The following is a 20,225-nucleotide window of genomic DNA, read 5'->3' on the forward strand; positions in this document are numbered from 1 at the left end:
CAGTGAGCGGACCGCATGAATCGCACTCGGTCCGACAAGCGCCGTACTTCTTTCTCAGCTACGCCCATGTGCCGATCGCGCGCGGGGACCCGGGCGGCCCGGACCGCCATCTGGTGGAGTTCTACGAGCAGTTGTTCGATCTGATCATGCAGCTCACCACAGTCGACGCCGGCGGCACGCAAGCTTTTCTGGACCGCAGGATTCCGCTCGGCGCGGAATGGGAGAAACACCTCAAGCACGCCCTGGCGACCTGCCAGGTATTTGTTCCGGTCTATTCTCCGCGCTACTTCGACAGCGAGTGGTGCGGCAAGGAGTGGGACGCCTTCGAGCGCCGTCAGCAGCACCACCGCAAATCCAGGCCCCATACGGTGACGCCAATCGTCCCCGTGTGGTGGCTGTCCCCGGATCGGGTGCGGGTGCCGGCGGTGGCCCGGGGCCTTCAGCACACGCATGTCGATCTGGGCGGCGAGTACCAGCAGAAGGGCCTGTTCGGCCTCATGGCGGAGGGGCGCAGGACACGCTATCGACAGGCTGTGTGGGGCATCGCGCAGGCGATCGTGGAGGTCGCCGAGACAGCGCGCCTCGATCCGTGCGACGTCGCCCTGTTCGAGGACCTCAGGAACGTGTTCCAGGAGGATCAGTGACGGCTCCGGTTTTCTTCCTCAGCCATGCTCGTACGCCCGGCAGCCGGGTGTTCGGGCCCGACCCGGACCGGCCCGTCTTCGAGTTCTTCGACGATCTGTCGCGCGCTGTGGCCCGCGTCCTGGATGTCCCGCAGGTCGCGGCGGGTTTCGTGGAACGCGCGGGCGCCACCCTCGCCGAGTCGCAGCGAGCCCTGGCCACCTGCCAGGTGTTCGTACCGTTGTACTCGCCACGGTACTTCACCGACCCCGTCTGCGGCCGGCAGTGGGCCGCGTTCCGGCGACGTGCGGGCGCCGGCTTCCCCGGGTCGGTGGTCCCTGTCCTGTGGACGCCGCGCCGGGCCGCTGCGGCGCTGCCCCTGGCGGTGCTGGACGTCCCGGTCGAGCTCGGCCCTCCCGAGCCGCACGAGGCATCGTCCGCCGCGGCGGACGAGAAGGAACGGTACGAGGACGGCGGAATCTACCAGTTGCTGGACGTGGACGAGGACGGGCAGGTCTACCGGCGGATCCTGGAGCGGCTGGCCCGGCGGGTGGCGGTGGCGGCCCGAACCTCTCCCGCGCCGCCCGTGCACGCCGGCGAGGTCGTCGCGGTCGCCGACGCCTTCGCGGTGCCGCCACCGCGCCCGGTGCTGCGTCTGACCGTGCTGGCCCCGCAGGGCGACCGGCTTCCCCCGGGCCGCGATGCGGATGCCTACGGACCGCTGCCGACCGACTGGCGGCCCTACCGGTCGGCAGGCGAGGCACCCGTGGCCGTCCAAATGGCCGAAGTCGCCCGGAACTTGGGGTTCAGCCCGGAGTCCGTGCCCTTCGAGAAGGCCTACGGAGAGTTCGTCAGCCCCGGCCCGGGACCGGCCCCCTGGGTGCTGGTGATCGACGCCTGGACGCTCAGCGATCCCCGGCTCGCCGAGCGTGTCCGGGACATCGACGCGGCCGGCCGGCCCTGGGTCGCCGTGCTCGCCGTGCTCGCCCTGGACGAGGAACAGACCCGGCAGCACGAGGAACGACTGCGCGCACTGCTCAGGGCCGCGCTCCCCAGACATCTCGACGCGGGTCGCAACGTCCAGCGCGCGGCCGCCCGCGGGATCGAGACAGCGGACGCATTCGGTCTGATTTTCGCCGAGTTGGCGCAGGGGTCGTATATGCGGTATGTGGGTGGCATCCAGGAGCACGCCCCGGCACCACGCTCCTGGCCGAACAAGGACGACGATTCGGAGACCGGCGAATGAGCGGCGAGGGCAACGGGCGCATCGTCACCTTCTACTCCTACAAGGGCGGCACCGGACGGACCATGGCGCTGGCCAACGCCGCCTGGATCCTTGCCTCCGGAGGCCAGCGGGTCCTGGCCGTCGACTGGGATCTGGACGCTCCCGGTCTGGACCGGTTCCTCCATCCCTTCCTGGACCAGGAGCAACTGCGCACCAAGGCCGGTGTCCTCAACCTGTTCAGCAGCTTCAGCCAGGCGGTGACCGAACGGCTGCACCTGCAGAAGCAGCAGGCCACCGGGGTGGACGAGGGACACCCCGGCGAGGAGGAAGCGGCCTGGGTCGCCGAACAGGCCCGCTTCAATCACTGCGTCATCCCGGTGAACTGGCAGTTCCCGGGCCGGGGGCGACTGGACTTCATCTCCGCCGGGGCGCAGAACAGCCAGTATCTGGCGGCGTTCTCGCAGTTCAACTGGATGCCGTTCTGGGACGGTTGGCACGGCCCGCGTCTGCTGCAGGCCTTACGGGAGGAGCTGTGCCAGCACTATGACTACGTGCTGGTCGACAGCCGCACGGGCCTCAACGACGTCTCCGACATCTGCACGGTGATGCTGCCGCACGTCCTGGTGGTCTGCTTCACGCCCAGCAGCCAGGGCATCGACGGCGCGCACGCCGTGGCGAGCAAGATCGACGGCATCTACGGGTACCGCAACATCCGCATCGTCCCGGTACTGACACGCGTCGAGGACGCCAACGGCGAGGCGGACCGGCTGGAGGCCACCCGGCAGCAGGTGCGGTCCAGATTCGCCGAGACGCTGCGCCGCCACCACAGCGACCGGGACCCGCTGGACTACTGGGGCAAGGCCGAGATCCCCTACCGTCCCAGCTACGCCTACGAGGAGATGCTCGCGCCGTTCCGCGACGCACCCGGCAGCCACTCGTCGATGCTCGCCGCGTGCGAGCGGCTGACCGGGATCATCTCGGACGGCGAGGTGACCTCGCTGACCCGGATCGACGAGGGCGTCCGGCAGCACCAACTGGAGCGCTACAAGCGGCAGCGGCCGCTCGGCAACTCGGACGTCTACCTCAGTTTCGTCCCGGAGGACCGCACCTGGGCGGACTGGATCGCCCATGTGTTGCGCACCACGGGATTCCGGGTCCACCTCGCACCCAGCGGCACCGTCCCCGGGCGTCTCGTCAAGGACGAGACGGAACAGGGGGTGGATTCCGCCTTCCAGACGGTCGCGGTGCTGTCCAACGCCTATCTGCGCTCCGATCAGGCTCGGACGGTCTGGGAGAAGATCGCCTCCATCGACTCGCTGGGCAGCCGGCGCAGCCTCATCCCCGTCAAGGTCGATGACGTCCGGCTGAGCGCTCCGTACTCGGAACGGCAGGCCGCGGATCTCGTCGCCTGCGGCGCCGATGAGGCCCAGGCCGCGGAGGCGTTGCTGCGCGCGCTGGACGCGGCGACACCGTCAGGGGTGCATCCGGCGACCACGGACGGCGACGGACCACGCTATCCGGGGGCCGAACCCCCGGTGTGGCTGGTGCCGCTGCGCACCACGGCGTTCACCGGACGCGCAGGCATGCTGGAGGACCTGCGCGAGCAACTGCGGCGGGGCAGCGGCACGGTGCTGCTGCGGGGCATGGGAGGAGCGGGCAAGACCCTCCTGGCACAGGAGTTCGCGCACCGGTTCCGCGGGGACTACGACGTCGTCTGGCACATCCAGGCCGACCAGCGCAACCTGGCGGTGGAGCAGTACGCCTGGCTGGCCCCGAAGATCGGTGTACAGGAGCGCAAGAACCCCACGGACACCGCGGCCGCGGTGCGCGACGCCCTCAGGCGCGGTCTTCCCTACCACCGGTGGCTGCTGATCCTGGACAACGCCGAAGGCCCCGAGAGTCTGACCGATCTGCTCGTCAGCGGCGGATCCGGGCATGTGATCGTCACCAGCCAGCGCTCCGAGGGCTGGGACCGGCACGCGGAGATCGTCGAGGTCGGCGTGTTCGACCGCGGGGAGAGCATCACCCACCTGCTCAACCGGCTTCCGGAATGCACCGTGGAAGAGGCCGACGCGGTGGCGGACGCGCTCGGAGACCTGCCGCTGGCCGTGGAGCAGGCGGCCGCGGCGCTCAAGGAGTCCGGCATCGGAACCGAGGAGTACGTGACGCAGCTGCAGAACCAGCCCGCCGCGGACACCGAGGGCATCAGCCCGGACGATCAGCTGCTGGACGTGTCACAGGCATGGCGGGTGGCCATCGCACAGCTCAGCAAGAACTACCCGCCCGCGGTGCAGCTGTTGCGACTCGCCTCCTGGTTCAGTCCGGAACCGATCTCCTTCGACCTGCTGCAGAGCACCGAGATCGCCCGGGCCCTTCGGGGCGGATCCACCGTGCTGGACAGCACGCAGATGATCTCCAGGGGCTTCCAGGAACTCAACCGGTACTCGCTGGCCAAGGTGGACCGGCGCTCACAGAGCCTGCAGGTGCACCGGCTGGTGCAGATGTCGGTGCGCGCCTCGATGACGGAGGAGGAGCAGCGCGCCACCTCGGAGGCGGTGTACCGCACCCTGGTCGCCGCTCGGCCCGAGAAGGACGACCCCGAGGATCACCACACGTGGGAGCGTTACCGCATCATCTGGCCGCACCTCGGCACTCCCTGGGCGCTGTCGACCCGCACCAGCGGTATCCGCAAGCTCATCGTCGACCGGGTACGCCAGCTGCGCCGACGGGGCGAGCTGAAACAGGCCCTGGATCTCAGCCGTCGAGTCCTGACGGAATGGAGCAAGCCGCAGAACGGCGGCCGCGACGAGCGGTGGGCGCTGCACATGGAGTTCCAGATCGCGAACATCCTGCGGGCACAGGGGCGGTACACCGAGTCCCTCGCCATCGATCAGGACGTACTGCGCCGGCAACGGGAGACGCTCAAGGACGAGGACGACCTGCACATCCTGATGACCGCGGGCAGCAACGCCGCCGATCTGCGCGGCCTCGGCCGGTTCACGGACGCCCTGGCCTATGACCGACAGACCCGTCGCAAGTTCATCGAACTCTACGGCGACGACCACCAGCGCAGCCTGCTGGCCAGCAGCAACCTCGCGGTGTCGCTGAGGTTGTCGGGCCAGTACTACGAGGCGCTCGAACTGGACCAGAGCACCCTCGAGACCCGGGAGTCGATCTTCGGTCCGAATCACACCAACACCATCGAGTCCGCCATCAACCACGGCCGTGACCTGTGCGACTGCGGGGAGTACGACAAGGCGGTGCGCCAACTGCGCAGCACCTACAAGCTCTGCCTCGAGGACCCCGGTTACGGGGAGAGTTCACCGATCACCCACAACGCGGCGAAGGCGCTGACGGTCTCGCTCCGCCGGGCCGGGCTGGCGGCGGAGGCGGAGGAACTCACCAGGAAAGTCCTGGAGGCGATGGGCGACGAGGAGGAACACGCCTCCCCGGAGCGGCTGTTGCTGGAGCTCAGCCTCGCCGGAGACCTTGCCGCTCAGGGACGCGCACAGGAGGCCGCCGACCTGGCCCAAACGGTGCTCGCCGGCTGTCAGCGCCCCGAAGGCTTCGGAGAACTGCACCCCCACACCATCACCTGCATGACGAACTACGCGGTCTATCTGTACGCGGCCGGTGAGGCGGCGGCATCACTGACCTGTGCCGAGCAGGCCGCCGCGGCCTTCGAGAGCATCTTCGGCGAGGACCACCTCTTCGGGGTCATGTGCCGAGTCAACGTCGCCAACGCCCAGGCCTCGCTGGGCAACAGGGCAGCCGCCCGGACCCTGTACGAGGAGGCCTACGACCGGCTTCGCGAGAGTCTCAAGCCCGACCACCCGGCCACCCTGGTGTGCAGCGCGAACATGGCGATCCTGCTGGACGAACTGCACGAGGAGACCGTCGCCGACGCCAAACGACAGGAGACGCTGGGGGCCATGACCCGCCGACTGGGGGCGGACCACCCGTACACCGTGGCGCTGCGGGAATGGAACCGCTCGGGGCTCGAACTCGACCCGCATCCCATCTAGAGACGTCTCACGGACACCGACCGCCCTCAGTGCCGCCCGTGTCCCCGGTCCCGGACCCAGGCCAGGATCTCGGGCAGGGCGGACAGGGCGGCGAAGTGGGCGGCGCTGGGCTGCAGTACGGGGATTGCGGAGGGGATGCGATCGGCGAGCCACCGGAAGTGGCCCACCGGGCAGAAAGTGTCGTGCTCGCCGTGCCACAGCAGAACCGGAACGTCCTTGATGGTGACCGGATCGAATCCCCAGGGGTGGCACAGGGCCAGGACGTCGTCCAGCCAGCCCTCCGAGGACTCGCCCACACCCTGTAGGTAGTTGTCCAGCAGCAGGCCCCGCATCCCGGCGTCCTCGACGACCTCCCTGTCGGCCGCCGGCAGTTCGGGATCGAGATTGCTCAGCAGGGAACCCGGCTCCTGCTTCACGGCGTCGGCGCTTCTGGCGAGACTGTCCGTCAGTTCTTTGAGCCCTTTGGGGTCTTTCGTGATCGCCAGCCTTGCCCGGGTATAGGCGAGTACATTCGACTCAGCCATCCCCGCATACCAGTCCAGTCCCTCAGCGTCGGGTGGGGCCAGACTCACCAGACAGGCCGCACTGGCCACCCGATCCGGATTGAGGGCGGCACAGGCCAAGGCGTGCGGGCCACCTCCCGAACGGCCCACCACGGAATACCGGCCTTCGATACCGAGCGCGGTGGCGATGGCCTCGACATCGTCCACCACATCCTTGACGACGCGTCCGGGAAAGCGCCCGGAGTCGCCATAACCCGGGCGGTCATAGGCGATCAGATGGATGCCGAGCCGGTGCAGGAAGGCGGGCAGAGGACGCGGCCCGAGTCGGCTGCCCGGCGTTCCGTGCAGCAAGAAGACCGGATACCCGTTCGGATCCCCCCAAGTCTCGCAGGCAAGCTTTCTGCCGGGGCAGCCAGCCGCCTCGACCATCCTGAACACGTGGTACCTCCCGTTGCCAGAGGTCGATGTCCGGAGCGGGACCCGAGACCAGCATCTGTGCCGTGTGACCTCGCGTCGACGTATGTTTCGGACTTCGTACCCTGCTGGCGAAACCTCCGTACTTTGCCGCTCCCTGTCACGCGACGCGTTGACGGTAGTGCATGTTCTAAGTGACGTGCCTGGCGGTCGGGTTGTTCAATACGCCGAAGGAGGCATTTCCTCAACCGATGGGCGCAGGGCGCGCGATTCGCCTTCCTTGTTGAACGGCGGAGTACCGCGAGAGCGGCCCCAAGTGGGGGTGAGCGTGCACCGCCCCGCGCAGACCTCGGGCCGACCGCCGGTCCTGTGGCGCGCGAGCGGGGCGACGCGTGCGGGCGCGCATGCGCCCCTTGCCCTCTGCCCAGCGATGCCTTCCGTGCCGCCCCGTGTGGGCGGCGGTGGCAAAGTCGGCTCGGGCCCTCGGATACCGTTGGCGATCTTCATACGTCCTGGTGAAGTCCCTCCGCTTTCGGCCCCGTTGGCGAAAGGCCATGGTCCACTGGTGGGGTGCGGTGTGGAAGGAGCGGCCGGGGGTGGCCGCGTGGTGGCTGTGGGTCGGGCTCCGGGGCGGATGGGCCCGCCACTGACCGTGCGGATGACGCGGGCCGGCACCCCGCGAGCCACGGTGGCGAGCTGCGCGCGGGACGTGACTGGACGAACTGTGCACGGAGAAGGGCCGCACCCCCTGATGCCCGCCCTACGGGCGCCGTGATCTGTCGCCGACCTGACCCGCGCCGGTGTCGGCGTTGCGGTACGCCGAGAACCTGACCGTTCCCCAGGCCCCCGCGAGCCGGCCGAGAGCTTGAGCAGACCACGACGGTTCCGGCTCTAGTCCGAGGCCATAGCCCGCCAGGCCGCGGTGACGCACCCTTCCTCCCAAGGGCACCATTCCTCGGCTGCGCCGGGTTCCAGCAGCCTGCGGATCCCGGGAAGGTCCGCTGTCGGCGGGACGTCCAGCGCGACCATGCGGAACTGCTCGGTCTCCCCGGCCCACCACAGGCCTTCGTCGTCGACCTCGACTCTGACGATGTCGTCGCTCGCGATCCCGCGGACGAACCACGGGGTGTTGTCCACGCGCGCGGTCCCATCGCCGAGGTCCACGGCCCAGGGCTGTGTTGATCTGTCAGCTCAGTGGCGACTTCTGTGCTGGCAGTCAGCGAGTGGATCGCCGTCAGCACATTCGGCCTGGCCGCCGCGCTCGTACTGGTCCGAGCAGGTGCGCGACCTGCTCGGGGGCGGCAACCCGAGGGAATGCTCACTCTGACCGGCTGGAGGAGGTTGAGCGCGCTGATCCCAGTCGTCGGTCTCCTCTACCTCTTGGGCATGGCGATGGACAGCTTCCAGGTACGCATCAGTACGGTCCGTCCCTCAAGGCAGACCACTGAGCGGGCCCCGAATGGTGTGGGGAGTGGAGATCCCGATGACCCTGCCGCTGCTGCACGGACCGCGCTCCCCAAAGGCGGCTATGTCCTGCGCCCCGCGCTCCCGCGCCGACGACAACCGACGCAACCGTGACGGGCAGCGCAACCGTCCGGCATCCGAACCCGCGGCTCATGGGGACTTGCCGATGTCGTCGCGGCCAATGGACACGTTCAAGCCCTGTCCACCAGCGGGCTCAGCAGCTCAGGCCGCCCTGAGCTGCGGCGATGAGGTGTGGCGCGGCATCCAGGTCACGCGCCGACCGTTCTGATACGCCCTGTGCTTGGAACCCGCCTTGTGGAGGCTGAGCCAACGCGGTCTTCGCGGGCCGGGGCCGCTGGGGCGGACCGGCTCGCCCGTCAGGCGCGCAGCAGTCCTGCAGCCCCCCGTCCGGATGCCGTGTGTGAGAGGCCTTACCAACCGTGACTCGCGTTCATAATCACCGTATCCTCATGAATGCCAGATAATTTCTTGATATGGATTATCTACGGTGTGAGTGAGGCGGAGCGTGGGTCGGTCCGGCGGCGAACCGATACCGACGGGGCGTGCGACAGACGGCACGGGGCCCGCCAGTCTTCGTGAGCGGTTTCTGCAGGGGGAGCAGGTCGAGGCGGGTGTCCGGACCTCGATCCTGAGCTCCTGGCAGCGCTGCCGGTCCATGGGGCTGTCGCCGGACCAGAACGATCTTCCCTTCCGGGAGGATTTCGATCCGGACGACCGGCTCGTCCATGCGGCCGTGCCGGTGCTCGACCGGTTGCAGGTCAAGTTCGCGGACAGCGCGATGAACATCTCCGTCGCCGATGCTAACGGGACGGTTCTCCTGCGCCGTTTTGGAGAGACGTCGCTGGCCCGAAGTCTCCCGGCGATCCAGAGCGTCCCGGGGTTCGTTTTCGCCGAGCAGGTCGCCGGTACCAACGGCATCGGTCTCGCGCTGGCGGAGCGGCAACTCATCCGGGTCTACGGTGCCGAGCACTTCGCCGAGCGCTCCCAGGGCAGCGCCTGTCGCGCGCTTCCCGTCCGGGACCCGCTCAGCGGCCGCATCGAGGGTGTCCTGTGCTTCGGTTATCCGCGCAGCGCCGAGGACCCGGCACTGGACGCCGTGATACGCAGGGCGGGCGGGGCCATCGAGCGGCGGCTGCTGGAGCACAGTTCCGCGCGTGAGCGCGCTCTGCTGCGGGCGTACCGCGACATCGCGGCCGAAGCCGCCGGCCCTTACCGCAGCGTCGGCGTGGAAGAACTAGCACGCGAACTGCACCCCCGGGACCGGGCGATCATCGTGGAGAAGGCAGCCGAGCTGATCTCCCGCGGGCAGCGGGCCGCCGTCGACGTGACACTGTCCGACGGCCGTCACGTCACGCTCGTGAGCCGTCCGGTGACCGGTGCCTCCGCAGTGGAGGGCATCGCCATCGAGGCCGTCCTTCCCGCCCCTCTGCTGAGCGAGCCTTTCGCCGCGCCGCAGCATGTCGACGTGCCGGCCGGTCTCCTCGCCGAGCCTGCCGCCGCCTCCGGTCGCCTGGCATCAGGGGGCGTCCCCGGCCTCGTGGTGCCCGGGCATCTCTCTGTGGCTGTACTCGGCCAGGTCGCGGCGGCCGGTGAACGCGTCACGACCGCCGATGCCGACGGAGCGGCGCACGGTCACCTCGGCTCCCCGCTCCCCGCCAGAGGGCTCGTGATGGTGGGGGAGCCGCACGTGGGGACGTACGCCCTGGCCGCGCGACGGCGCCTGGAGCTGCTGTCCGAGGCCAGCACCCGCATAGGCACCACCCTGGACGTGCGCCGCACGGCCGAAGAACTCGCCGAGACGGCGGTGCCGCGACTGGCCGACTTCGTCACCATCGATCTGCCCGAGCCCGTACTGCGCGGTGAGGAGTCCGCGTCTGCCCGCCATGACCTGCGTCGTACCGTCGTCCACGGCATCCGCGACGACTGTCCCTTCCATCCCGTCGGCAAGCAGATCGACTACGGCCCGACCACGCCTCAGGCGCGCTGTCTGACCAGCCGCGAGGCAGTGCTGGAACCGGACCTCAGGGCTGCCGCGGGCTGGCTCGCACAGGACCCCGAGCGCACCGCCCAGATGCTGAGCCACGTCCACTCCCTCATCGCGGTGCCCCTGGTCGCCCGCGGCGTCGTCCTGGGCGTCGCCGGTTTCTACCGTGCGCAGGACCCCGCTCCCTTCGGGGACGACGACCGCTCGCTGGCCCAGGAACTCGCCACCCGCGCCGCGCTGTCCATCGACAACGCCCGGCGCTACACGCGCGAACGCAGTATGGTCCTGGCCCTGCAGCGCAGCCTGCTCCCGCACGGTCTGCCCGAACAGGACGCCGTCGAGGTCGCCCATCGCTACCTGCCCGCCGAATCCGACGTCGGCGGAGACTGGTACGACGTCATCCCGCTGTCGGGCACCCGCGTCGGCCTCTTCGTCGGCGACGTCATCGGCCACGGCATGCTCTCCGCCGCCACGATGGGCCAGCTTCGTACCGCCGCACGCAGCTTCGCCGAACTCGACTTCCCCCCGGACGAAGTCCTCACCCACCTCGACAACCTCGTGGGACGCCTGGACCGGGAGGACCCCGCTTCCGACGGGTCCGGCGCCATCGGGGCGACGTGTCTGTACGCCGTCTACGACCCGACCACGCAGCAGTGCACCATGGCCCGCGCCGGCCACCCCCCGCCCGCGCTGGTCCACCCCGACGGCGACGTGTCGTTCCCCGACCTGCCCGCCGGCCCTCCCCTGGGCCTGGGGGGCCTGCCCTTCGAAGCCGCGGAGATCCACCTCCCGGAAGGCAGCCAACTGGTCCTCTACACCGACGGACTCATCGAGGACCGGCACCGCGATGTCGACGTCGTCCTCGACCATCTGCGCGACACACTGGCCCATCAGCCGGAGCGCTCACCCGAGGACACCTGTCAGGCGATCCTGGACACCGTGGCACTGCCGCACCCTTACGACGACGTCGCTCTGCTCGTCGCCCGCACCCGCGCCCTGGACCCCGGTCGGATCGCCACCTGGGAGCTGGCCGCCGACCCGGCCCTCGTCGGCGAGGTCCGCGGTTCCGCCGCCCGGCAGATGGTTGACTGGGGGCTCGACGAGGCCGTGTTCGCCACGGAACTCATGCTGAGCGAGCTGGTCACCAACGCCATCCGGCACGGTGCCGGACCCATCCGGGTACGACTGCTCCACGGCCGCACCCTGATCTGCGAGGTCTCCGACGCCAGCAACACCGCCCCGCACCTGCGCCGGGCGGCCAGCACCGACGAGGGCGGCCGCGGACTGTTCCTCGTCGCCCAGTTGTCACAGAGCTGGGGTACCCGCTACATCCCGGAAGGCAAGGTCATCTGGGCCGAATGCGGACTCGACGGCCCGTGAGGTCCGAGCACGGCGCTGAGCCGCCTGGGACACGAGCGATGGTAAATGTCTGCTATCTGGTTATGCGTCCGGATAGCATCGCTCATGACAGTCGGGAATTCGCCAGGCCCATCACCGGAGATGTCCGTGGAACCTCTGGTCCGCGTCCGCGGCCTCGTCAAGCGGTTCGGCGGTACCCTCGCGCTGGCCGGGGTCGATCTGGACGTCCACGCCGGCAGCGTCCTCGCCCTCCTCGGTCCCAACGGAGCAGGAAAGTCGACGCTCATCAAGGTGCTCGCCGGCGTCCACCAGGCCGACGCAGGGCGGATCACGGTGGACGGGCACCAGCTCGGGAGCCAGGCCGCCTCCCGCGGAATGTCCTTCATCCACCAGGATCTCGGTCTGGTGGAGTGGATGACGGTCGCGGAGAACATCGCCCTGACCGCCGGGTATCCGCGGCGCGCCGGACTGATCTCCTGGCGGCGGAACCGAGAGCGCTGCACCGAGGCCCTGCGCATCGTCGCCGGACACCTCGACCCCGACGCACCGATCGCCGGGCTCGCCCCGGCCGAGCGTTCACTGGTCGCCATCGCACGAGCCCTGGCCGCCCGGGCGAAGCTCATCGTCCTCGACGAGCCGACCGCCCGGCTCCCCGCCGCGGACTGCGCTCGGCTGTTCGGTGTCCTGCACACCCTGCGCGACCGGGGGCACGGCATCCTCTACGTCAGCCACCGCCTGGACGAGGTGTACGAGGTCGCCGACACCTTCGCCGTCCTGCGCGACGGCCGTCTCGTCAGCCAGGGCGCACTCGCGGGCCGGAGCCCTGCCCGTCTGGTGCACGACATCGTCGGAGAGGAGCCGACCGACCACCACCGTGCCAGCATCCCGGTCCGCGGCCCGGCCGTCCTGACCCTCGACGGCGTACGGACCGCCGGCGCGGGGCCGGTCAGTCTGGAGCTCAGGGCCGGGGAGGCCCTGGGCCTGGTCGGCCTCTCCGGTGCCGGACACGCGGACCTGGGCCGGGCCCTCGCGGGTTCCCGGCCCATCCGCGAGGGACGTGCCCTTCTCGACGGCCGCCCCTACAGTCCCCGTACGGTCGCCGACGCCGTCGCGCTCGGTGTCGCCCTCGTGCCTGACGACAGACAGCAGGAGGGCTGCCTCGCTGAACTGACCGTGCGGGAGAACCTCCTCGCCAACCCCCGTACGGGAGGCTTGCCGGCGCTGCGCTGGATCAGCCCCCGCCGTGAACGCGCCGAGGCCGCCGCCCTGATCGAACGGTTCTCGGTGCGCCCCCGAGACAGCGAGGCCCCTATCGCCACCCTGTCCGGCGGAAACCAACAGAAGGTCATGATCGGCCGGTCGCTCCGTGCGGGCCTGCGCCTGCTGGTCCTCGAGGACCCGACCGCGAGCGTGGACGTCGGAGCCAAGGCCGCGGTTCACCGCCTGCTCGACGAGGCACTGGCCGACGGCCTCGCCGTGCTGCTCATCTCCACCGACTTCGAGGAGGTGGTGGATGTGTGCCGACGTGCCCTGGTCTTCGTCCGCGGGGCCGTGACGGCCGAGCTGAGCGGCCCGGACCTCACCGTCGCCGGGCTCACCCGGGCGGCTTCGGCCCTGCCCCCTTCCGGAACTGTGCCGAACCCGTGACCGCCTCGCCCCGGTCGAAGGAACGCGGCGGACGCCGTGGGCCGGGTCGCCCGGCCCGACTGCACGGCCCGGGCGGGCACATCGTCGGCGCCTACGGCCTCCTCGCCCTCACAGCCCTGCTCTTCCTGATCTTCTCCCTCACCCTGCCGCGCACCTTTCCCACTCGGGACACCGTCGACTCGATCCTGTCCAACCAGTCGATCCCGGCCCTTCTCGCGCTCGCCGCCATGGTCCCCATCGTGACGGGCGCGTTCGACCTCTCCATCGGCTACGGCCTCGGCCTGGCGCACGTCATGGTGATGCAGCTCGTCGTCAACGCCGGGTGGCCCTGGCCGCTCGCCTGCCTCGTGGTGATCGCCGGAGGGGCGGTCGTGGGCGTCCTCAACGGCGTCATCGTCGAATTCGGCCGGATCGACTCCTTCATCGCCACGCTCGGGACCGGCAGCATGATGTACGCGGTGACCGGCTGGATCACCGGGGGCGGGCGCATCGTTTCCGGCCCGCAGGGCCTCCCGGTCGCCCTCACCGACATCTACGACTCCACGTTCCTCGGCCTGCCGGTCCCCGCCTTCTACGTGCTCGCCGTCGCCGTCTTCCTCTGGCTGGTGCTGGAGCGGCTGCCGCTCGGCCGGTATCTGTACGTCGTCGGCTCGAACCCGCGCGCGGCCGACCTCGTCGGCATTCCGACCCGCCGGTACAGCATCTACGCGTTCGCCGCGTCGGGGCTGATCGTCGGCTTCGCCGGTGTGCTGCTCGCCGCCCAGCAGCAGATCGGCAATCCGAGCGTCGGACTCGACTACCTGCTGCCCGCCTTCGTCGGTGCCCTGCTCGGCTCCACCGCGATCAGACCCGGCCGCCCCAACGCGATGGGCACCCTCGTCGCCGTCGCCGTCCTCTCCGTGGGCCTCACCGGCATCGCCCAGATGGGCGCCGAATTCTGGACGGTCCCACTGTTCTACGGCGGCACCCTGCTCATCGCCGTCGGCCTGGCCGGCTACTCCGCGCGCCGCCTGCGCACCGGCGCCGTCCGGGCCCGCGACGCGCCCGCCGCACCGTCGTCCTCCCCGACGCGGGACGGCGGCGCAACAGACGCCTCTCCATGAACGACGTCACGGCACCACCCGAGTGCTTCCCGCCCCATCCTCCCGCTCAACTCCGCGAGGAGCCCCCGTGCACCGCGACCGCACAGTCACCCCCGGCCCGCTCAAGACCCGGTCCGTCGCGACCGCCCTGCTGGCCGCGGCAACCGTCCTGACCGGCTGCGAACGCGGCTCGTCGAGCGGCCCGCAGGCCTCCACCACGGGTCCGAGCGGCTGTCCCGCGGTCCAGGCGAGGGCACAGGCCGCCGTCGGACAGGCGCAGAAGACGGCCGTGCCCTGGAACGGACCGACCAGCGGCCCGTCGGCGACGTCCGGCAAGACCATCGTCTACGTTGCCCAGACCATGACCAATCCGGGAGTGGCGGGCGTCGCGAAAGGCGTAAGGGCAGCCGCACGGATCATCGGCTGGAACGTCCGGGTGATCGACGGTGGCGGTACCCCTGCCGGCATCGAGGCGGCGATGAGCGAGGCCGTGGCCCTCAAGCCCTCGGGCATCGTCATCGGAGGCTTCGACCCGGGCTCGACCTCGCAGCAGGTCGCGCGGGCCGACGTGGCACGCATCCCGCTCGTCGGCTGGCACGCGGTCGCTGACCCCGGGCCCAGTCGGCGGCCCCGGCTCTTCACCAACGTCACCACCGACGTCGAGGACGTGGCCCGGGTCAGCGGGCAATGGGTCATCGCGAACTCCAACGGCCACGCCGGGGTCGTGGTCTTCACCGACGCCTCCATCCCCTTCGCCAAGAACAAGTCCGAGCTGATCAGGAAGGAGCTCGCCACCTGCCCGGGCGTCAAGCTGCTGGCGTACGAGAACATCCCCATCCCGGACGCGAGCAGCCGCACCTCGCGGGAGATCTCCGCGCTCCTCGCCCGCTTCGAGAGCAGGTGGACCCACTCCGTGGCCATCAACGACCTCTACTTCGCGGATGCCGCCCCGGCGTTCCGCGCGGCCGGCACGAAGGGTTCCGGGCCGCCCTTCAACATCGGCGCAGGGGACGGCGACCCCTCCGCCTTCCAGCGCATCAACAACGAGCAGTACCAGGCGGCCACGGTGCCCGAGCCGCTGTCCCTGCAGGGCTGGCAGATCGTCGACGAGTTCAACCGCGCCTTCTCCGGCCGTCCCGCCAGCGGATACGTAGCCCCGGTCCACATCACCACGGCCGACAACAGCCACGGTGCCACGACCTGGGACCCGTCGGGCTACCGAGAGGCGTACCGGAAGATCTGGGGCACGTGACAGCGGCGCGATTGCCGAGCCGCTGCCCAGCTTGCACAAGTTCGTGGCTACGGGCCGAACCCAGCGCCCGGGGACGGCTGGTCCGCAGCCCTCTCCGGTGGCGGGGCGTACTCGGTGAGCAGGAGTGCGATGTCGTCCATCCTGTCGGGGGACCTGCAGGCATCCTGCAACAGGCCGTCGGCCAGATCCTCCAGGCGGCCCCCGCCCATGCGGGCCAGGGAGGCCTGGAGCCTGCCGATGGCGGCACCAATGTCGGAGCCGCGCCTCTCGACGAGCCCGTCGGTGTACAGGACGAGGACCGATCCGGGCGGGAGGTGCATCCGCGACTCCGGATAGTCGGCCATCGCCTCCACGCCGAGCAGCGGGCCGCCCGGTACGTTCAGGATTTCGGCGTGTCCGTCGGGCAGACGCAGCAGTGGCGGGCAGTGGCCCGCGCGGACGATGCGCGCGATACCCGAACGCGGGTCGAACAGGGCGTAGCAGCAGCTGGCGAGCAGCGTGGGGTCGAGATCCAGATGGAGCCGGTTGGTGCTGGCGACCACGTCACTCGGGCGATGGCCGGCGGTGGCGAATGCCCGCATCGCGCTGCGCAGTTGGCCCATGGCCGCCGCGGCGGCCACGCTGTGTCCCTCGACGTCACCGACGATCAACGCGACCTCGTCCCCGACGGGGATGACGTCGTACCAGTCACCTCCGATGTCCATTCCCCTGGTGCCGGGAACATAGCGCCCGGTGACGCGGAGGCCCGGCAGTGTGGGCAGCCGGTGGGGCAGCAGCGCGCTCTGCAGGCCGCGGGCGAGGGCGAACTCGGCGTCGTAGAGCCTGGCGCGCTCGAGGGCCTGGGCGATCAGGCCACCGAGCGCGGTGAGCACGCCACGCTCCTCGTCGGGGAACCGGTGGACGTCGTCGAAGGCGAGCATGCACGCGCCGACCGGGCGGTTGGAGGCGATCAACGGCAGGAACGCCCAGGAGTTCGAGCGGCCGACCAGGGTTCCGGGATACGTCTCGAGGAGCTCCTCCCGGGTCTCGACGAACAGCGGGGCCCCGGCGGTCAGCGCGTCCGTCACGGGCAGTCGGACATGCAGCGGGGTCCCTTCGAACGCGGCGAGGAAGCGCTTCGAGTAACCGCGCTGCGCGAGCAGGTGCAGGCGCCGCTCCTCCACGACGGCCATCGCCAGCTTCTGGCCGCCGAAAGCGGGCAGAAGCTGGTCGGCGACGGCGTCGAACACCTCATGCGCGGTGACCGCCCCGGTGAGGGCGCTGCCCAGCTGGAGCACGCGGTAGAGGGCTCCCAGGCGGGGAGCCGTGGGTGCGCGTGACAAGGCGACGGGCGGGCCCTCCTCCGCGACGAACGTCCCCGGTCCGGCTCCGTCGGGCAACGGCTGCCGCACGGGTGCCGCCCACCCCGTCATGCCCTGCCCGCCGGGGTGCAGGGAGAAGACGAGCCACTCGTCGGGTGGGCGGCGGACCAGGAAGGAGACCGGTTGCTGGGAGACCACGGCTGCCCGGTAGCGGTCCTCGTAGACGGGATCGGCCAGCCAGGGCAGCACGTCCCAGGGGCGTCGGCCGAGCAGTTCTTCCTGACGGACCCGGAGAAGATTCTCGAGACTGTGGTTGGCGTAGGTGACACGTCCGTCCGGGGAGAGAGCGAAGAAGCCGTCCGCGAGCCGCTCCAGCGCCGCCATGGCAGCCATGCCGCTTCCGGAGTCGAGCACGGCGCCGACCAGGTGGGACGCCGTCTGCGGGTGGTGCGGGTCCTCGGGCACCCGGCCCCACAGCTCGACAGTGTGAAGCCTCCCGCCGCCGTCCCGGATGCTCACGCAGTGCGCGAGCACATGTCCCTCCTCGACCGCGGTACGCGCGGCGGACCGGAAGCCGGGCAGGTCCGCCGGTTCGATTCTGGCCGTCAGGGTGGCCATTCGCCCGTCGAACTCGCGGGGCGCGATACCGAAGATCGCGCACAGTTCGTCGTCGGCCGTGAGGGTTCCGGTGTCGAGGTTCCAGTCGAACAGGCCCACCCGTATCAGAGGAGCGGACGGCATCGGGACCACCACTGGAGCCGTCCGCTCGTCAAACTCGCCGAGCAGCCGACGCGCGCTCAGACCGGCGAGTGTGGTGCCCAGACGGTCGGCCGCGGAGCGCAGCTGCCGGCGCTGCGCCCTCGACAGCCCTGTCCGGTCGGCCCCGGGCGTCCACACCACGGCCATGGCCCCGAAGGTCCGCCCGCCCGCGCGCACGGGCACCGAGGCAGAGCCGAACGGGTAGGGCACCGCGACCGAGAGCTGGGGGAAGCGCCGCATCGTCTCCTCCGCGTCGGCCAGGTGGACAGTGCGCCCCGAGCGGTACGCCTCCGCCACCGGAATGCGGCTGTCGACCGGGATCCGACGCCACCCGCCCAGCAGGGAGGGTGGCGTTCCGCACGCCGCGGCCAGTACAAGGGCGCGACGGTCGCCGGAGAGCAGGAACACACTCGCGGCATGCGCTCCGGTCACCTCCACGGCACTGACGGCGGCGCCGAGCAGCGCGTCGTCACGCTCGGGCGCCTCTCCGACACGTGTGGTGCCGAACGGGTACGAGCTCGATGCCTCACCGTCGGCCGACACGTTGCCCTCAATCACCCTGGGAGATTTGTTCCATTTTAGACAGGCTTGCGGCTCGCTGTGGTCGGGTAGCAGCAGGTCTGCTTGGTGTCGTCGAAACCGCGCTCGACGCGGCGGCCCGGTGGGACCCGGGCGAGGCGTGCCAATTCGCAGTGGATGTGATGACTGATGGATGGCCTGCGGTCTGCCTGTTCCGGTAGCTCGTCAGCTTCGGCGGCCGGAAAGGGCAGCACCGTGGCGGCGTTGGCGTCGGCTGTATTCGGTGATGGCCTGCCACAGGTCACGCCGGTCGACGTCGGGCCAGTAGCCGGGGGTGAAGTACAACTCGGCATACGTGGTGTGCCAGGGGAGGAAGTTGGAGGTGCGCTGTTCATTGCCGGTGCGCCACAGCAGGTCGACGTCCGGCATGTCGGGGTGGGGTAGGTGGCGGGCGAAGTCGTTTTCACCGATGAGGTGGGGGTCGATGGCGCCTGCGTGGGCTGCCTGGGCGAGGGCTGCGGCTGTCCGTGTGATCTCGTCGCGGCCGCCGTAGTTGATGCATACGGTGAGGGTCAGTCCGGTGCGGTTGCGGGTGCGGTGCTCCTCGCGCAGGAGAGCCTGGACGAGCTCCTCGGGTAGTTTGTCGGGGTGGCCCAACCAGCGCTGCCGTACGTCGAGGTCGCGGATGGGTCCCTGGTCGAGGTCGCGTCGGATCGCTTCCAGGATTGTGGTGATCTCCTCGGTGTCGCGCTTCCAGTTCTCGGTGGAGAACGCGTAGAGGGTCAGGTGGCGCAGGCCGATCTCCAGGGCGCCGTAGACCATCTCGTGGGCGGCGGCGGTGCCGGCCCGGTGGCCTTCCCGGCGGGGCAGACCGTGCTGCTCGGCCCAGCGGCCGTTGCCGTCCATGATGACCGCCACGTGGGCGGGCATCCGGTCGGCCGCGATCTGCGGGGGCCGGGCGCCGTTGGGGTGCGGTGGCGGGGGCCGCAGGGTGGTCCTCTCTTCAGGGCTCGGACCACTTACGGTCACCGCTGGTCGTCGGGGTCCGGGCACGGTCAGGGGCGTCAGGCTCCAGGCCAGTTTCGAGCGGATGCGGGCGGAGGCGAGGATGCGGGTGCGGGCCGCGAGAGAGGGGCGCGGGGCCCGCTTGAGCAGGGCGTGGCCGGCCGCGTCGACGACATCGAGCTGGGCGCGCATCAGGCAGGCGGCCGTGTTGAGCACGGTGGCAGCGCCCGGGTGCATACCCGTGGTCATGGCGGGCCTGGTGACCCATTGACGGGCCAGAGCCGTCAGCTCCCGCACCAAAGCCGCTGCGGCCGGGCTCCAGCTCCCTTGCCGCAGGGCGTCCTCGGCGCCGGGGAAGGCGTCCAGGGCCTCCTGCGGCAGCAGCAGGTCGCCCTGGGCGACGTCGGCGCCCAGGTCTGTGAGGATGTCGGTGAGCTGGGCGCCCTCGACGAACCGCTGGTAGTCCTGGTGCCGGTCCAGCCGGAGCGTCATGGGCACTCCGGCCCGTTCGAACAGGTGCCGTACCTGGTCGACCCAGGGCACGACTTCCTCGCTGCACCGGGCCCGCCACGCGGTCCAGTCGGCGAAGTGGCGGCCGCGGGTGTCATCGCGTGTGCTTGTCATGGCGCCTTGGAGGCTGGACAGATCCAGACGCCATCGCAGGGCGGTGTCCACCAGGGCGTGCCGGACCGGATCCGTGCTGGTGCCGGCCGCCAGGTCGCACTGAAGCGCTTGGGTCCACGCTTCGACGCGGGCCGCACGTTCGGCCGGCTCCGCATCCCGCTGGTCGGCGAGGTCGTCCAGGACAGTCGCTGCCGCCCACAAGGCCCAGCAGGACGGCCGCAGTACGTTCGGCATCAGCTGGATGAGGGCGTAGATCCCGGGATCCTGCTGTCGTGTGGTGCGCCGGCACAGCCGGTACGCCGCCCGCAGAGACGGGTCTTCACCGGTGGGCGGGCGATGGGTGGGTCGCCCTCGTTGTGCGGGCAGAGGGTCGTCGAGGTCTGGCGTTGTGGAGTGCGTGGTGGTGCGCATGTGGGGAGC

The 20,225-nt window shown here is 70.3% G+C and carries 11 protein-coding genes; 7 read left to right on the top strand and 4 right to left on the bottom strand.

The window, feature by feature from the left end; genetic code table 11:
• The first annotated feature begins 2 nt into the window (after positions 1-2).
• From ABZ098_RS38470 to fxsT, 3 genes are read left to right on the top strand one after another with little or no spacing between them, the layout of a single operon-like run.
• Positions 3-644, top strand: coding sequence for a TIR-like protein FxsC (locus ABZ098_RS38470; RefSeq protein WP_356598527.1), 642 nt, complete (start codon positions 3-5; stop codon positions 642-644).
• Entirely contained in the window at positions 641-1,867 is a 1,227-nt protein-coding gene (gene fsxC / locus ABZ098_RS38475) for an FxsC protein (protein WP_356598529.1), read from the top strand. The genes ABZ098_RS38470 and fsxC overlap by 4 nt, the downstream gene beginning before the upstream one ends.
• A complete protein-coding gene (gene fxsT, locus ABZ098_RS38480; RefSeq protein WP_356598531.1) occupies positions 1,864-5,871 on the top strand; it encodes an FxSxx-COOH system tetratricopeptide repeat protein in 4,008 nt (1,335 codons plus the stop codon). The genes fsxC and fxsT overlap by 4 nt, the downstream gene beginning before the upstream one ends.
• A gap of 26 nt (positions 5,872-5,897) precedes the next feature.
• Here fxsT and ABZ098_RS38485 read toward each other — a convergent pair whose 3' ends face one another.
• Entirely contained in the window at positions 5,898-6,803 is a 906-nt protein-coding gene (locus ABZ098_RS38485; protein WP_356598591.1) for an alpha/beta hydrolase, read from the bottom strand.
• A gap of 876 nt (positions 6,804-7,679) precedes the next feature.
• Entirely contained in the window at positions 7,680-7,952 is a 273-nt protein-coding gene (locus ABZ098_RS38490; RefSeq protein ID WP_356598533.1) for a DUF4265 domain-containing protein, read from the bottom strand.
• A gap of 826 nt (positions 7,953-8,778) precedes the next feature.
• Here ABZ098_RS38490 and ABZ098_RS38495 point away from each other — a divergent pair.
• The 4 genes from ABZ098_RS38495 (at position 8,779) to ABZ098_RS38510 (ending at position 15,597) form a co-directional block, all read left to right on the top strand.
• A complete protein-coding gene (locus ABZ098_RS38495) occupies positions 8,779-11,637 on the top strand; it encodes a SpoIIE family protein phosphatase (RefSeq protein WP_356598535.1) in 2,859 nt (952 codons plus the stop codon).
• A gap of 84 nt (positions 11,638-11,721) precedes the next feature.
• Complete coding sequence (locus ABZ098_RS38500; protein WP_356598537.1) at positions 11,722-13,263, top strand: sugar ABC transporter ATP-binding protein; 1,542 nt, start codon at positions 11,722-11,724, stop codon at positions 13,261-13,263.
• Between the two features lie 59 nt (positions 13,264-13,322).
• Positions 13,323-14,366, top strand: coding sequence for an ABC transporter permease (locus tag ABZ098_RS38505; protein WP_356598593.1), 1,044 nt, complete (start codon positions 13,323-13,325; stop codon positions 14,364-14,366).
• Positions 14,367-14,433: 67 nt separating this feature from the next.
• A complete protein-coding gene (locus tag ABZ098_RS38510; RefSeq protein WP_356598539.1) occupies positions 14,434-15,597 on the top strand; it encodes a substrate-binding domain-containing protein in 1,164 nt (387 codons plus the stop codon).
• Between the two features lie 47 nt (positions 15,598-15,644).
• Here ABZ098_RS38510 and ABZ098_RS38515 read toward each other — a convergent pair whose 3' ends face one another.
• Both ABZ098_RS38515 and uppS read right to left on the bottom strand, forming a co-directional pair.
• Entirely contained in the window at positions 15,645-18,215 is a 2,571-nt protein-coding gene (locus ABZ098_RS38515; RefSeq protein ID WP_356598541.1) for a SpoIIE family protein phosphatase, read from the bottom strand.
• A 186-nt stretch (positions 18,216-18,401) separates the two neighbouring features.
• Complete coding sequence (gene uppS / locus ABZ098_RS38520; protein ID WP_356598543.1) at positions 18,402-20,216, bottom strand: polyprenyl diphosphate synthase; 1,815 nt, start codon at positions 20,214-20,216, stop codon at positions 18,402-18,404.
• Positions 20,217-20,225: the final 9 nt, after the last annotated feature.

The organism is Streptomyces sp. NPDC006335, from assembly GCF_040612795.1.
In the GTDB taxonomy this organism is placed as follows: domain Bacteria; phylum Actinomycetota; class Actinomycetes; order Streptomycetales; family Streptomycetaceae; genus Streptomyces.

Coding starts and splice junctions, on each gene's coding strand:
- fxsT (WP_356598531.1), top strand. CDS start 1,864: ATGAGCGGCGAGGGCAACGGGCGCATCGTCACCTTCTACTCCTACAAG.
- ABZ098_RS38500 (WP_356598537.1), top strand. CDS start 11,722: ATGACAGTCGGGAATTCGCCAGGCCCATCACCGGAGATGTCCGTGGAA.
- uppS (WP_356598543.1), bottom strand. CDS start 20,216: ATGCGCACCACCACGCACTCCACAACGCCAGACCTCGACGACCCTCTG.
- ABZ098_RS38485 (WP_356598591.1), bottom strand. CDS start 6,803: ATGGTCGAGGCGGCTGGCTGCCCCGGCAGAAAGCTTGCCTGCGAGACT.